We start from the raw sequence: 12,562 nt of genomic DNA on the forward strand, positions 1-12,562 counted from the left end.
TGATTTGAATAAACCGAAACAGGTTTCAATAATTATGACTAAAAAATTCATCATCACTTGGGACAATATGCAGATGTATTGTCGTCAACTGGCTGAGCGCCAGATGCCCGCTGAACAGTGGAAAGGCATTATCGGTGTGAGCCGTGGCGGTCTTGTTCCTGCGGCTATCTTAGCGCGTGAACTTGGTATCCGTTATGTTGAAACGGTATGTATTTCTAGCTACGACCATGATCACCAGCGTGATATGACCGTGCTAAAAGCACCAGAGGGAGATGGTGAAGGTTTCCTAATCGTAGATGACCTAGTCGACAGCGGTGACACTGCACGTAAACTGCGTGAAATGTACCCAGCAGCAAAACTTATCACTGTATGTGCTAAGCCTGCGGGTGTTGATTTGGTTGACGATTACATTGTGGATATTCCACAAGAAACTTGGATCGAGCAGCCTTGGGATATGGAAATTGCTTTCGTTGATCCAATCAACAAGAAGTAATTTAGCCCAATCTCATTGAGCAAATTGAAAATGACCCTGCGATAGGGTCATTTTTTTTATATCATTGTCAGATACAAGGAATGCCAAGAGTGGAAAATGGCGGGATCAGACAATGTAAATCTTTCGGAAGTGCTGTTTGAGAAACACAAACAGGCGAAAGAAACTTCGCAATTAACTCAATATATGCCAACCAGCGTTGAGTTTTTGGATAAAAAGCGAGAAGAGCAAGGTTTTGCTTGGTATCGCAACTTACGCCGCCTGCAATGGGTATGGCAAGGGCTCGATCCGATTGAACAAGAGTCGGTACTCTCTCGCATCGCCAGCTCAAATCACTCACGCACTGAAGATCAGTGGCTTGATACCGTGATGGGCTACCATTCTGGAAACTGGGCATTTGAGTGGACCAAGCTTGGGATGGCGCACCAAAAACAAGCGGTTGATAAAGAGGGCGATGAGGCAGCAGAGCAGTTTTTCAATGCATCGCTCTGTTATAGCATTGCCGGTTACCCACACCTCAAAAATGACAACTTAGCCATACAAGCGCAAACTCTAGCTAATGCTGCCTATCAAGAGGGAGCTAAACGTACCTCATACATTGTTAAGCAACTCTCGATCCCTTACCAAAACAAAAAAATCGTGGCTCATTTGCACCTAACCAGCACGGACAAACCGCAACCTGTGGTCATTGTGAGTGCTGGTTTAGATAGTTTACAGACCGATTTGTGGCGGCTGTTTCGTGACTACCTGGCGAAAGAAGGCATTGCGATGTTAACCGTGGATATGCCATCCATCGGTCACAACTCCCATTGGAACTTGACCGAAGACTCTTCATGCCTGCATCAAGCGGTTCTAGAAGAGCTGCCAAACATACCTTGGGTGGATCATTTTAATGTTGCGCTGCTTGGTTTTCGTTTTGGCGGTAACGCCATGGTAAGGCTCTCTTTTCTTCAGCAATACAAGATAAAAGCGTGTGTCGCACTAGGTGCGCCAACTCACGATATTCTGTCTTCGGCAGAAAAGCTGAAGAATATGCCTAAGATGTATCTCGATGTGCTGGCATCTCGACTGGGAAAAACTGCCGTAGATATCCATAGTTTGGCGGGACAAATGCGGGCTTGGTCACTGAAAACTCAAGGTTTTTTAACCAGTCGACGAACGAAAGTGCCTATTTTGGCGATTGGATTGGAAAACGACCCTGTGTGTCCTCATAGCGACAATCAGCTGGTGGCTATGTTTAGTGAAGGTGGTATGGCAAAGAAAATAAAAGCCAAAAATATTACTCAAGGATATGAGCAATCCCTCGATTTGGCGATTAAATGGCTGAAAGATGAACTATTTAGGTGACATCTAACCGAGCTTGGGTAAGGATAATGTTATGCAGTTGTGAACTGTGCAGCCGAAAGGGAGATTCGATATGTCAGAAACTACACCGAGCCCAACTCATCACCGTTTACTCGCAACTTTTAAAGCGGTGGGGCCGTATTTAAGAGAGCCTTTATCGAGTGAAACATCGTATTTGTTCGACTGCTTATCAGTGTGTGTCGATGAAAAACAGTCACCGGAAGTTCGAGAATTCTGGGGCTGGTGGATGGAGTTTGAGCCAGAAGATAACGGTTTTACTGCCCGTTTCCGATTTGGTCTATATAACCAAGAAGGTGATTGGGTAGAGCAGGAGATCCCAGCTGAAGCCAAAGAAGAGGTGAATAAAACTCGAAACGCATTTGAAGACAAGCTCACCAAAGCTTTGAGTGACAAATTTGGGCTCTTCTATCAGTTGCATGATGAGTCCACCGAGGCTTGTTAAATAATCACTGTTTTCACCGTAAAAGGCGCTCTATAGCGCCTTTTTTGCTTGTTAAATGGCGTCTTCATTGCTAAAACATCCTTTCTTATTAGTTTTTGAATGACTGAGATAATGAATCAAGGGAAAGTGACAAAGCCTCAAACCATAGTCGTGAAACTCGGCACTAGCGTACTGACAGGCGGTACGTCGGAGATTGACCGTGCTCATATGGTTGAACTCGTCCGCCAATGTGCGGCGCTCAAAAAACAAGGCCACTCGGTGGTATTGGTTTCTTCTGGCGCAATTGCAGCTGGTCGTGAGCATCTTGGCTACCCCACACTTCCCAAATCTATGGCGAGCAAGCAGCTTCTAGCGGCCGTCGGTCAGAGCAAATTGATTCAAATCTGGGAATCTCTGTTTGATATCTACGGGATCAAAATTGGTCAGATGTTGCTGACTCGTGCTGATCTAGAAGATCGTGAACGCTTTCTTAACGCTCGCGACACCATCAATGCTTTAGTCGATAATGGCATCGTGCCTGTGGTCAATGAAAATGACGCCGTGGCGACCAGCGAGATTAAGGTCGGGGATAACGATAACTTATCTGCGCTAGTGGGAATTTTGTGCAGCGCCGATAAATTGCTGCTGCTGACCGATCAGCCGGGTCTTTTTACCGCCGACCCACGCAAAAATCCTAATGCGGAGTTGATCAAAGAAGTAAAAACCATCGACGACACCTTGCGTAAAATTGCAGGGGGGAGTGGCACGACCTTGGGTACTGGCGGCATGGCAACTAAGTTGCAAGCGGCAGATATTGCCCGTCGCGCCGGAATCGAAGTGATTATCGCCGCAGGCAGTGGTGATAACGTGATTTTTGATAGCTTGAGTGATGACCCTCATGGCACGCGCTTCTTAGCTTTAGAAGAGTCGTTAGAGAACCGCAAACGTTGGATTCTCGCAGGCCCTTCCGCCAGCGGCGATATTGTGGTTGATGACGGCGCTGCCAATGCAGTTATTGGTAAAGGCAGTAGTTTGCTGGCGAAAGGCGTGGTTAAAGTGGCTGGCAGTTTCGCCCGCGGTGAAGTGGCCAAAGTGTGTAACAAGCAAGGTCAGCTCATCGCCAAAGGCATCAGCAGCTATTCAAGTGACGACTTAACAAAAATCGTCGGTAAACACAGTAAAGATATTGGTTCGATCCTCGGCTATGAATATGGCGCTGAAGTGATCCACCGCGACGATTTAGTCGTTATTCAAGATTAGGAATTAGGACATGGATAAGACAATGGATTTGACCCAAATGGGTGTTGCTGCCAAAGAGGCGGCATTTAGTTTAGCTACGGCTTCAACAGCACAAAAAAATGCAGCACTGGCGACAATTGCCGATGAGTTAGAAGCCAATTTAGAGGTGATTCTAGAGGCAAACCAGAAAGACCTTCAAGCCGCACGTGAGTCAGGTATGGGCGAAGCACTACTGGACCGATTGATGCTTAATGAGCAGCGTTTAGCCTCAATAGCTGGCGATGTTCGAAATGTTATCAGCCTAGATGATCCTGTCGGCAGCGAGCTGGATAGTAAGGTGCTGGAAAATGGCATGGCGCTCTCTCGCCGTCGTGTTCCACTGGGTGTGGTTGGCGTGATCTACGAAGCTCGCCCAAACGTTACCATTGATATCGCAGCACTATGTTTGAAAACAGGTAATGCGAGTATTTTGCGTGGTGGTCGTGAAACTTTCCATTCCAACATGGAATTGGTCAAAGTAATTCAAACCGCACTGGAAAAGTCTGGCTTGCCACAAGCTTCAGTTCAATACATTGAAAAACCTGACCGTGAGTTGGTGTCTCAACTGCTTAAACTCGACGAATATGTGGATATGATCATCCCTCGTGGTGGTGCAGGTCTGCATAAAATGTGTAAAGAGAACAGTAACATTCCTGTCATCATTGGCGGTTTTGGTATCTCACATATCTTTGTCGATGAAAGCGCTGATTTAGATAAGAGTGTTGATTTGGTTGAGAACTCGAAAGTGCAGCGTCCTTCGGCGTGCAATGCACTTGATACTCTGCTGGTTCATGAAAAAATTGCATCGAGCTTCCTAGCCAAAATAGCCGATCGCTTTGCAGATAAAGTTGAGCTGGTCGCAGAGCCAAAAGCGAAGCAAATTCTTGGTGATAAAGCACGAGATGCACAAGAAGGTGATTTTGATACAGAATGGCTGGCTTACATTTTAGGTGTTAAGGTCGTTACAGATGTCACTGAAGCGATTGATCATATGCGAGTACATAATGCGAGTCACTCAGATGCGATCATGACTGATAGCTTAGTTAACGCTGAGCTTTTCATTAATTCAGTAGGCAGTGCTGCGGTTTACGTGAATGCTTCAACACGCTTTACTGATGGTGCTCAATTTGGTTTGGGCGCAGAAGTTGCGGTCTCTACACAAAAGCTACACGCCCGTGGCCCAATGGGTTTAGAAGAGCTGACCAGCTACAAATGGGTCGGTAAAGCTAACTACTTGGCGCGTAGTTAACAAAAATCTCGATTAAAGTCGTGAAAGGGCTCGCTTGAGCCCTTTTTTATTTTCCTTCATTTAGTGCTTTCCGTTACACTGATACCAATTGATAAGGGAGGCGATATGCATTGTCCATTTTGTTCAGAAAATGACACTAAAGTCATTGACTCACGTTTAGTTGCAGACGGTCATCAAGTACGCCGTCGCCGCCAATGTTTGGCGTGTAATGAGCGTTTTACCACTTTTGAAACCGCAGAATTAGTGATGCCAAAAGTGATTAAATCGAATGGAAATCGTGAGCCTTTCAATGAAGACAAAATGGTGGGCGGTTTCCACCGAGCGCTGGAGAAGCGCCCAGTAAGTGAAGACGCTATTGAGCTTGCAATCAGCACCATCAAATCTCAGTTACGTGCCACGGGTGAGCGAGAAGTTCCGAGTGAAATGGTGGGTAATCTGGTGATGGATCAGCTCAAAGAACTGGATAAAGTTGCCTACATCCGTTTTGCCTCTGTGTACCGAAGCTTTGAAGATATTCGAGAGTTTGGTGAAGAAATCGCTAAGTTGGAAGATTGATGAGCTTTACTCCTTTTGATCACCAAATGATGCAGCGAGCGCTAAAGCTCGCTCACAAGGCCCCTTACACCACAGCGCCGAATCCACAAGTTGGCTGTGTGATCACCCAAGGTGAAACCATTGTTGGGGAAGGGTTTCATTATCGAGCAGGCGAGCCACACGCCGAAGTGTTTGCTTTAAGGCAAGCTGGTGATAATGCCCAAGGTGCCACTGCTTATGTGACCCTTGAACCTTGCTCTCATTATGGTTTGACACCGCCATGTGCCGAGGCGCTGGTGAAAGCTAAAGTGGCAAAAGTTATCTGCGCAATGCAAGACCCTAACCCTAAGGTTGCTGGCCGCGGTATCAACATCTTGAGGCAAGCTGGCATTGAGGTGGAAGTCGGACTACTTGAGGCCGATGCTAACGCCGTCAACCCGGCGTTTATCAGCCAGATGACTCGCAAACGTCCTTTTGTTCAGCTAAAACTGGCGGCCAGCCTAGACGGTCAAACCGCTTTGTCTAATGGCGAAAGCAAATGGATAACTTCCGCAGCTGCTCGCCAAGACGTGCAACGTTATCGAGCCCAATCGGGTGCGATTTTATCAACCAGCCAAACCGTGATTGCCGATAATGCCAGTTTAAATGTGCGCTGGCATGACTTACCTGCCAGCGTTCAAGAACAGTACCCAGAGCAAGAACTAAGACAACCCGCTCGCATCATATTAGACCGCCGCAACCAACTTACCCCTGAACTGGCTTTGTTCCAGCAATCAGGCGAGGTGTTAACCGTTGGAGAACAAGGCAATATCCAAATTGCTGCCGATGAGAATGGCTTTGACCTAACATCGCTACTTGAATCTTTGTCTAAGCAGCACAATATAAATCACTTGTGGGTAGAAGCTGGTGCGACACTGGCGACAAGTTTCATTCAAGCTGGCCTGGTCGATGAGCTTATTCTCTATTTGGCCCCTAAACTGATGGGGGGCGATGGCCGAGGCGTATTAGCAGCACTTGGGCTTGAGCAAATGTCACAAGCGATAGAGCTTGAGATCAAAGATACACGAATGGTGGGAAGTGACATTCGCATCATCGCAACACTAAAGCAGAAATAGATTATGTTTACCGGAATTGTAGAGGCCGTTGGCCGCTTAAAAGCGATCACGCCTAAAGGCGAAGACATCACAGTAACCGTTGATGCGGGCAAGCTGGATATGAGTGACGTACAGCTTGGCGATAGCATTGCGACCAATGGTGTGTGTTTGACGGTTACCAGTTTTGATAGCACCAGCTACAGTGCAGACCTATCTCTAGAAACGTTAAAGAAAACTGGCTTTGCCACTTACCAAGTGGGTGATGCGGTCAATTTAGAGAAAGCTATGCTTCCAACCACTCGTTTTGGTGGACATATCGTGTCGGGTCACGTGGATTGCGTAGGTGAAATCGTTGAACGTAATCAAGTTGGCCGCTCTATCGAGTTTTGGGTGGAGATGCCAGAAAACCTCACAAAATATGTCGCAGAAAAAGGCTCTATCACAGTTGATGGTATTAGCTTAACCGTCAATGATCTGCGCAAGAATGCATTCAAACTGACGATTGTGCCTCACACTAGCAGTGAAACCACCATCGACAACTTTAACGTGGGCCGTAAGGTAAACTTGGAAGTCGACGTATTAGCTCGCTATATGGAACGTCTATTACAAGGCCAACAGCAATCAGCGCCTGAGTCATCCATTACAATGGAATTCTTACAACAAAACGGCTTTGCATAAGCACAAAGTCATTAAAGCCCTAACAAGCACCGAAAGGAAAAACCATGCCAATCAGCACTCCACAAGAAATTATTGAAGACATTCGCCTAGGTAAAATGGTTGTCCTAATGGACGACGAAGACCGTGAAAATGAAGGTGATTTGATCATGGCGGCGGAGCACGTAACGCCAGAAGCAATCAACTTTATGGCGATGTATGGCCGTGGTTTGATTTGTCTAACCATGACCAAAGAGCGCTGTGAAAAGCTTGGCCTTCCACCAATGGTTCAAGACAACAACGCACAATACACCACAAACTTTACGGTATCGATTGAAGCTGCTGAGGGCGTGACGACTGGTATTTCTGCGGCAGACCGTGCTATCACAGTGCAAGCGGCAGTAGCAAAAGATGCTAAAGCAGCGGACTTGGTACAACCGGGTCATATCTTCCCTCTTGCTGCGCAAGAAGGCGGTGTGTTAACTCGCGCAGGTCATACGGAAGCAGGTTGTGATTTGGCTCGTTTAGCGGGTTGTGAGCCAGCATCGGTGATTGTTGAGATCCTAAATGAAGATGGCACTATGGCTCGTCGTCCTGATCTAGAAATCTTTGCTGAAAAGCACGATATCAAGTTGGGTACGATTGCTGATCTTATTGAGTACCGTAACAACACTGAAACGACTATCGAGCGTGTAGCGAAAAGTAAACTACCAACCGAGTTCGGTGAGTTTGACCTAATCACCTACCGTGACACCATCGACAATCAAATCCATTACGCACTGCAAAAGCCAGTGAAAGGTGATGAAGCACCGTTAGTTCGTGTTCATCTGCAAGATACTTTTACCGATATCCTGCATTCTGACCGTAGCGCTGAGCGCAGCTGGACATTGCCAAAAGCGATGGAAAAAATCAGCCAAGAGGGCGGCGTTCTAGTTATTTTGGGTAACGAAGAATCAACGGATTACATCGTACACAAAGTGAAGATGTTTGAAGCACAAGATAAAGGCGAAGCGCCAACCATGGCGAAGAAACAAGGTACGTCACGCCGCGTTGGTGTGGGCTCGCAGATCCTACAAGATTTGGGTATCCACGATATGCGCTTGCTATCGTCTAGCGAAAAACGTTATCACGCACTGGGCGGTTTTGGCCTAAATGTGACTGAATACGTTTGTGAATAATCACAAAGACTAGATGTGAAAAGGGCTTGCCAGTGGCAAGCCCTTTTTATAGATATCGATTTAAGCTGTTACCGGTTTGGGCGCTCGCTCTGCTCGGTTGAGTGCGAAGTTAGCAATCAGCAGTGTTGCGCCGCCAAGCATTTGCAGTGGTGTTAGAACAAAGTCTAATACTAACCAGTTGACCATCGCTGCCATGACCGGAAAACACATCTCTGCCAGCGCCGAGTAGTGTGAAGGTACTTTTTGCAGCCCTTTATAGTAAAGGTACATACCGAGTAGACCAGATAGCACCACCATGGCCGCAATGCTGCTGGCGTTTGAGGCGTCGAGTGGGGTGTATTGGCTTGGGTTCATCGCCAGCCAAGGCGCAATGACAATAAAACCGAAGATGAATCGGCCGCCCATGATTTGTGGTTGTGATAGCCCTTGATTGCTCAACTTCTTACCAAATACGGTACTAGAGCCCCAAGCTACGACAGCAGTGAGCGCAAGTGCGTAACCAAGGATCTTGGCTTCGATCGCTGGGTTGTAATGCCATTGAGACTGTTCAAATAGGGCCATCACTTCTTCACCGATCAGTAAGATGCTACCAATGAGGCATAGGCTGGCGTAGCCATAAAACTTGGGGCCAATTTTTTCTTTTAGCACCACGGCTGCTAGCGTAATGGCCACCAAAGGTTGTAGCTTTTGCAGCAAAATCACCAAAGTCGGATTCATCATTGAAAAGGCTTGAGTAAAGCTGAGCGTGCCAATCGCCGAGCCAAAACCGCCAATCACCAAAAAGCTCAACCAAGTGTTGCGATTAATTGGAGATTTGATGCCTTTGAAGCGCCAAAAGCTTATCAGCAAGGTGGCCAGTATTAGCTGTTCGGTAGCGACAATCGTGGTTGCACTTACCCCTTGAGAGAGCAGTGGATAACGAAAAAGTGTATCTATAGCCCACAAAGTCATTGCGGCTAGAATGTAGTAAGTTCCTGTCACGGGAAATCCTCTTAAAAATTTAAAAAGTAGTGACAGGGCATTGAAGGAAGAGAAACCTCAGGCATACGCACGCACAACCCCACTACTGAGCAAGCCCAATAGTGTTGTTTTTCGCACTGCCTGAAAAAGAGCGCTTTAAAAAGCTCTCTTGTAACTTCTTTCATCCGGACTATGACCGTCGGCTCAGGTATTTGACCTGATCTGCTAGACCCAAAGTAACAGTACTACCTTGGCGCTCGTGGGCTCTCATGTTCAAAGACATGACTACCACCGGTGAGGAATTCCACCTCGCCCTGAAGTTTTGTTCCAACAATTGACTCATTTCTTTGGAATGAGAAGTGAGAAATTGTCGGTAACTTGTTCACACTAAAATAATTAGAGTATTGATTCAAGTTTGAACAGGCTTTGTAGCGAAGGAAGTGGGATATTTTTAATAGATATATGTCACAAACTTGTGCTAGAATCCGCCAGTTCTCACTTGATGCAAATAGTTAAAGGAAGGCTTATGAAAGTGATCGAGGGTGGTTTCCCGGCTCCAAATGCAAAAATTGCTATCGTTATTTCTCGTTTTAATAGTTTTATTAACGAAAGCCTGCTGTCGGGTGCAATCGATACTTTGAAGCGTCACGGCCAGGTTAGCGAAGACAACATTACTGTTGTTCGTTGTCCAGGTGCTGTTGAATTACCACTAGTAGCGCAGCGCGTTGCTAAGACTGGTAAATATGATGCGATTGTATCTCTAGGTACAGTTATCCGTGGTGGTACACCTCATTTTGACTATGTATGTAGTGAATGTAACAAGGGTCTAGCACAAGTTTCTCTGGAATACTCTCTTCCAGTAGCATTTGGTGTGCTAACTGTTGATACGATTGACCAAGCTATCGAACGCGCAGGAACCAAGGCTGGTAATAAAGGTGCAGAGGCTGCACTAAGCGCGCTAGAAATGATTAACGTTCTATCTGAAATTGATTCCTAATGGGGGCCAGTGTGAAACCAGCCGCACGTCGTAATGCACGTCAATTTGCCTTGCAAGCTATCTACTCTTGGCAGATTAGTAATGAAAATGTTGCTGTTATTGAAGAGCAATTCCTAAGTGGCGATAAGTATGATGAAGAAGAACATCATGTAACTGAGCCAGCTCTGAAAGCACCAGAAACTGACGTAGCATACTTCCGTGATCTTCTAACGGGTGTCGTGCTAAGTCACACCGAGTTGGACAGCAAACTGCGTCCATACCTATCTCGTCCAATGCAAGATTTGGATAAGATGGAACTGGCACTTCTACGCTTAGCGATGTACGAAATGACACGTCGCGAAGACGTACCATACAAAGTGGTTATCAACGAAGCTATTGAGCTTGCGAAGTGTTTCGCAGCTGAAGAGAGCCACAAATTTGTTAACGGTGTGCTAGATAAAGCCGCACCGCACGTACGTAAAAAGTAAGTCATACTTTTAAATAAAGGCCAGCCATTGAGCTGGCCTTTTTGTATAATTGACTCACCAAAATAAAAATTAAGAAAATACCATGGCTGGTGAATTTAATTTAATAACACGCTACTTCGTCAATCGCCAGACGCAGCGTAAAGACGTTCAACTCTCATTAGGGGACGACAGTGCTCTAGTGACCGCTCCCGAAAATGTCCAGATAGCAATCAGTACCGATACCTTGGTGGAAGGGACGCACTTTATCCCAGGTGCTAATCCTGGTTGGGTTGCGCACAAAGCATTAGCTTCTAACCTGAGTGATTTGGCTGCAATGGGCGCATCACCGGCTTGGGTCTCTCTTGCCCTTACCCTGCCGGAACCGGATGAACTATGGTTGGCCCCGTTTACCGAAGCATTTTTTGACCTTGCCAACTATTTCAATATCCAGCTGATTGGTGGAGATACCACCAAAGGGCCTCTGAGCATGAGCTTGACCGTGCAAGGGTTCGTACCGCAAGGAGAAGCGCTGCGCCGCGATGGAGCACAAATGGGTGACTGGATCTATGTGACCGGAAATCTGGGTGATGCAGCGGCGGGTCTTGAAGTGATCTTAGATGAGAGCAAACGCAGCGCTCCCCACGCTGAAACGTTAGAGTATCGCCACTATCATGCGACCCCTAGGCTTTTGGCTGGTGCTGCGCTGCGCAAAGTTGCCAGCAGCTGCCTTGATATCAGTGATGGTTTGGTTTCCGATCTTGGCCACATACTCAAAGCGAGTGAGGTTGGGGCGATGATTGATGTCGACTCACTTCCTATCTCCAATGAGTTATTAGAATTCTGTCATGGTGACAAAGATAAAGCGCTCCAGATGGCACTGACCAGCGGTGAAGAGTACGAGTTATGCTTTACCATTCCTGAAGAGCACAAAGGTCAAATGGATACGCTACTCGCACCAACGGGGACTAAAGCAACTTGTATTGGGCAGATCCGAGGTACCAGTGAACTTTCCCTCCAACGTAATGAAAAATCGGTCGATTGGCAGTTGTCAGGTTATGACCACTTTAAGGTTTGATTGTAGATGAGTAATCCTCTGAGTTTGATTAGTTTGAAAAATCCGTGGCACCTGCTTGCCACTGGATTTGGTAGTGGTTTATCGCCAATTATTCCGGGTACGATGGGCACACTTGCCGCCATACCTTTGTATTTGATTTTGGTTCAAGCTCCGCTGTGGCTTTACATTGCAGTGACTCTAGTCTCATGTGTGATTGGTGTGAAGATTTGCCAAGTGACCTCGGACGACATGGGGGTTCACGATCACGGATCTATCGTGTGGGATGAGTTTGCTGGTTTTTGGATAACTATGGCAGTCGTACCACTGTTCAAGCTACCTGCGGATGACTGGAAGTGGCTTCTAACAGGTTTTGTCTTATTCCGATTCTTCGATATGGTAAAACCTTGGCCAATCGGTTGGTTAGACAAACGCGTTCATGGCGGGCTTGGGATCATGCTTGATGACATCGTTGCAGGCGTGATGGCGGGTGTGAGCCTATGGCTCGTGGGCCACTATGCTGGCTGGTTGCAAGGCTAACCGAAATGATCGAAAAGAGGATGCGAAATGCATCCTCTTTTTTTGTCTGGAGCTAGATTAATGTACCCAGTAGAGCCATAGGCACCACCAGTAGCAACATATCCATTCCACGCATTTCTAGCTGGCGATATATATCCATACCGACGCTTTTTATCTGCTTCGTTTTAGAATTGATCTCCTTATCAATTACATGAAACATATGCGAACTGGTGTTTAATGCACTTACTTTGTTATCGGTGTTGTTCACTACAGTGTTCATCGCTATCCCCTTTGTAATCGACTATGGTGGTTATTTTAGGGTTTAG

Annotated in this window: 15 protein-coding genes and 1 riboswitch; of the genes, 13 read left to right on the top strand and 2 right to left on the bottom strand. The window is 46.6% G+C overall.

From position 1 onward, the window contains the following. The first annotated feature begins 34 nt into the window (after positions 1-34). The 9 genes from gpt to ribBA all read left to right on the top strand — a co-directional run bounded on the left by gpt (position 35) and on the right by ribBA (position 8,263). Positions 35-493: a xanthine phosphoribosyltransferase gene (gpt, locus tag J4N39_RS03280; protein WP_252021887.1), complete on the top strand. Its 459-nt coding sequence runs from the start codon at positions 35-37 to the stop codon at positions 491-493. Positions 494-589: 96 nt separating this feature from the next. Next, a complete protein-coding gene (gene frsA / locus J4N39_RS03285; protein ID WP_252021889.1) occupies positions 590-1,837 on the top strand; it encodes an esterase FrsA in 1,248 nt (415 codons plus the stop codon). Positions 1,838-1,907: 70 nt separating this feature from the next. After that, positions 1,908-2,297, top strand: a complete 390-nt coding sequence (gene crl, locus J4N39_RS03290; protein WP_252021891.1) for a sigma factor-binding protein Crl — start codon at positions 1,908-1,910, stop codon at positions 2,295-2,297. 111 nt (positions 2,298-2,408) lie between these two features. Further along, on the top strand, positions 2,409-3,536 hold the full coding sequence (proB, locus tag J4N39_RS03295) for a glutamate 5-kinase (protein WP_252021893.1): 1,128 nt from the start codon (positions 2,409-2,411) through the stop codon (positions 3,534-3,536). A gap of 22 nt (positions 3,537-3,558) precedes the next feature. Then, on the top strand, positions 3,559-4,803 hold the full coding sequence (locus tag J4N39_RS03300) for a glutamate-5-semialdehyde dehydrogenase (RefSeq protein WP_252023601.1): 1,245 nt from the start codon (positions 3,559-3,561) through the stop codon (positions 4,801-4,803). Positions 4,804-4,908: 105 nt separating this feature from the next. Continuing rightward, entirely contained in the window at positions 4,909-5,358 is a 450-nt protein-coding gene (gene nrdR / locus J4N39_RS03305; RefSeq protein WP_252021895.1) for a transcriptional regulator NrdR, read from the top strand. Continuing rightward, positions 5,355-6,452 carry a bifunctional diaminohydroxyphosphoribosylaminopyrimidine deaminase/5-amino-6-(5-phosphoribosylamino)uracil reductase RibD gene (ribD, locus tag J4N39_RS03310; protein WP_252021897.1) on the top strand — a complete coding sequence of 366 codons (1,098 nt, stop codon included), beginning with the start codon at positions 5,355-5,357 and terminating at the stop codon, positions 6,450-6,452. The genes nrdR and ribD overlap by 4 nt, the downstream gene beginning before the upstream one ends. Before the next feature lie 3 nt (positions 6,453-6,455). Next, positions 6,456-7,109, top strand: a complete 654-nt coding sequence (locus tag J4N39_RS03315; protein WP_252021899.1) for a riboflavin synthase — start codon at positions 6,456-6,458, stop codon at positions 7,107-7,109. Positions 7,110-7,153: 44 nt separating this feature from the next. After that, positions 7,154-8,263 (top strand): bifunctional 3,4-dihydroxy-2-butanone-4-phosphate synthase/GTP cyclohydrolase II, encoded by a 1,110-nt coding sequence (ribBA, locus tag J4N39_RS03320; RefSeq protein WP_252021901.1) that lies wholly within the window; start codon positions 7,154-7,156, stop codon positions 8,261-8,263. A gap of 60 nt (positions 8,264-8,323) precedes the next feature. Here the strand turns inward: ribBA and J4N39_RS03325 are convergent, their stop codons facing one another. After that, entirely contained in the window at positions 8,324-9,244 is a 921-nt protein-coding gene (locus J4N39_RS03325; protein ID WP_252021903.1) for a DMT family transporter, read from the bottom strand. Positions 9,245-9,392: 148 nt separating this feature from the next. Then, a riboswitch (FMN riboswitch) is annotated at positions 9,393-9,549 on the bottom strand. Between the two features lie 200 nt (positions 9,550-9,749). Between J4N39_RS03325 and ribH the strand changes: the two genes are divergently transcribed. From ribH to pgpA, 4 genes are all read left to right on the top strand, one after another. Then, positions 9,750-10,220 carry a 6,7-dimethyl-8-ribityllumazine synthase gene (gene ribH / locus J4N39_RS03330; protein WP_005440184.1) on the top strand — a complete coding sequence of 157 codons (471 nt, stop codon included), beginning with the start codon at positions 9,750-9,752 and terminating at the stop codon, positions 10,218-10,220. Continuing rightward, positions 10,220-10,687: a transcription antitermination factor NusB gene (gene nusB / locus J4N39_RS03335; RefSeq protein ID WP_252021905.1), complete on the top strand. Its 468-nt coding sequence runs from the start codon at positions 10,220-10,222 to the stop codon at positions 10,685-10,687. The genes ribH and nusB overlap by 1 nt, the downstream gene beginning before the upstream one ends. An 82-nt stretch (positions 10,688-10,769) precedes the next feature. Then, complete coding sequence (gene thiL / locus J4N39_RS03340; RefSeq protein ID WP_252021907.1) at positions 10,770-11,741, top strand: thiamine-phosphate kinase; 972 nt, start codon at positions 10,770-10,772, stop codon at positions 11,739-11,741. A gap of 6 nt (positions 11,742-11,747) precedes the next feature. Further along, complete coding sequence (gene pgpA, locus J4N39_RS03345; RefSeq protein WP_252021909.1) at positions 11,748-12,257, top strand: phosphatidylglycerophosphatase A; 510 nt, start codon at positions 11,748-11,750, stop codon at positions 12,255-12,257. Positions 12,258-12,309: 52 nt separating this feature from the next. Here the strand turns inward: pgpA and J4N39_RS03350 are convergent, their stop codons facing one another. Next, positions 12,310-12,516 carry a hypothetical protein gene (locus tag J4N39_RS03350; protein WP_252021911.1) on the bottom strand — a complete coding sequence of 69 codons (207 nt, stop codon included), beginning with the start codon at positions 12,514-12,516 and terminating at the stop codon, positions 12,310-12,312. Positions 12,517-12,562: the final 46 nt, after the last annotated feature.

The sequence above is a fragment of the Vibrio sp. SCSIO 43136 genome (assembly GCF_023716565.1).
Lineage (GTDB): Bacteria > Pseudomonadota > Gammaproteobacteria > Enterobacterales > Vibrionaceae > Vibrio.

What these genes read in the sequence shown, in the direction of transcription:
- gpt (WP_252021887.1), top strand. Translation starts at nt 35, where the DNA reads ATGACTAAAAAATTCATCATCACTTGGGACAATATGCAGATGTATTGT.
- frsA (WP_252021889.1), top strand. Translation starts at nt 590, where the DNA reads ATGGCGGGATCAGACAATGTAAATCTTTCGGAAGTGCTGTTTGAGAAA.
- crl (WP_252021891.1), top strand. Translation starts at nt 1,908, where the DNA reads ATGTCAGAAACTACACCGAGCCCAACTCATCACCGTTTACTCGCAACT.
- proB (WP_252021893.1), top strand. Translation starts at nt 2,409, where the DNA reads ATGAATCAAGGGAAAGTGACAAAGCCTCAAACCATAGTCGTGAAACTC.
- J4N39_RS03300 (WP_252023601.1), top strand. Translation starts at nt 3,559, where the DNA reads ATGGATTTGACCCAAATGGGTGTTGCTGCCAAAGAGGCGGCATTTAGT.
- nrdR (WP_252021895.1), top strand. Translation starts at nt 4,909, where the DNA reads ATGCATTGTCCATTTTGTTCAGAAAATGACACTAAAGTCATTGACTCA.
- J4N39_RS03315 (WP_252021899.1), top strand. Translation starts at nt 6,456, where the DNA reads ATGTTTACCGGAATTGTAGAGGCCGTTGGCCGCTTAAAAGCGATCACG.
- ribBA (WP_252021901.1), top strand. Translation starts at nt 7,154, where the DNA reads ATGCCAATCAGCACTCCACAAGAAATTATTGAAGACATTCGCCTAGGT.
- ribH (WP_005440184.1), top strand. Translation starts at nt 9,750, where the DNA reads ATGAAAGTGATCGAGGGTGGTTTCCCGGCTCCAAATGCAAAAATTGCT.
- nusB (WP_252021905.1), top strand. Translation starts at nt 10,220, where the DNA reads ATGGGGGCCAGTGTGAAACCAGCCGCACGTCGTAATGCACGTCAATTT.
- thiL (WP_252021907.1), top strand. Translation starts at nt 10,770, where the DNA reads ATGGCTGGTGAATTTAATTTAATAACACGCTACTTCGTCAATCGCCAG.
- pgpA (WP_252021909.1), top strand. Translation starts at nt 11,748, where the DNA reads ATGAGTAATCCTCTGAGTTTGATTAGTTTGAAAAATCCGTGGCACCTG.
- J4N39_RS03350 (WP_252021911.1), bottom strand. Translation starts at nt 12,516, where the DNA reads ATGAACACTGTAGTGAACAACACCGATAACAAAGTAAGTGCATTAAAC.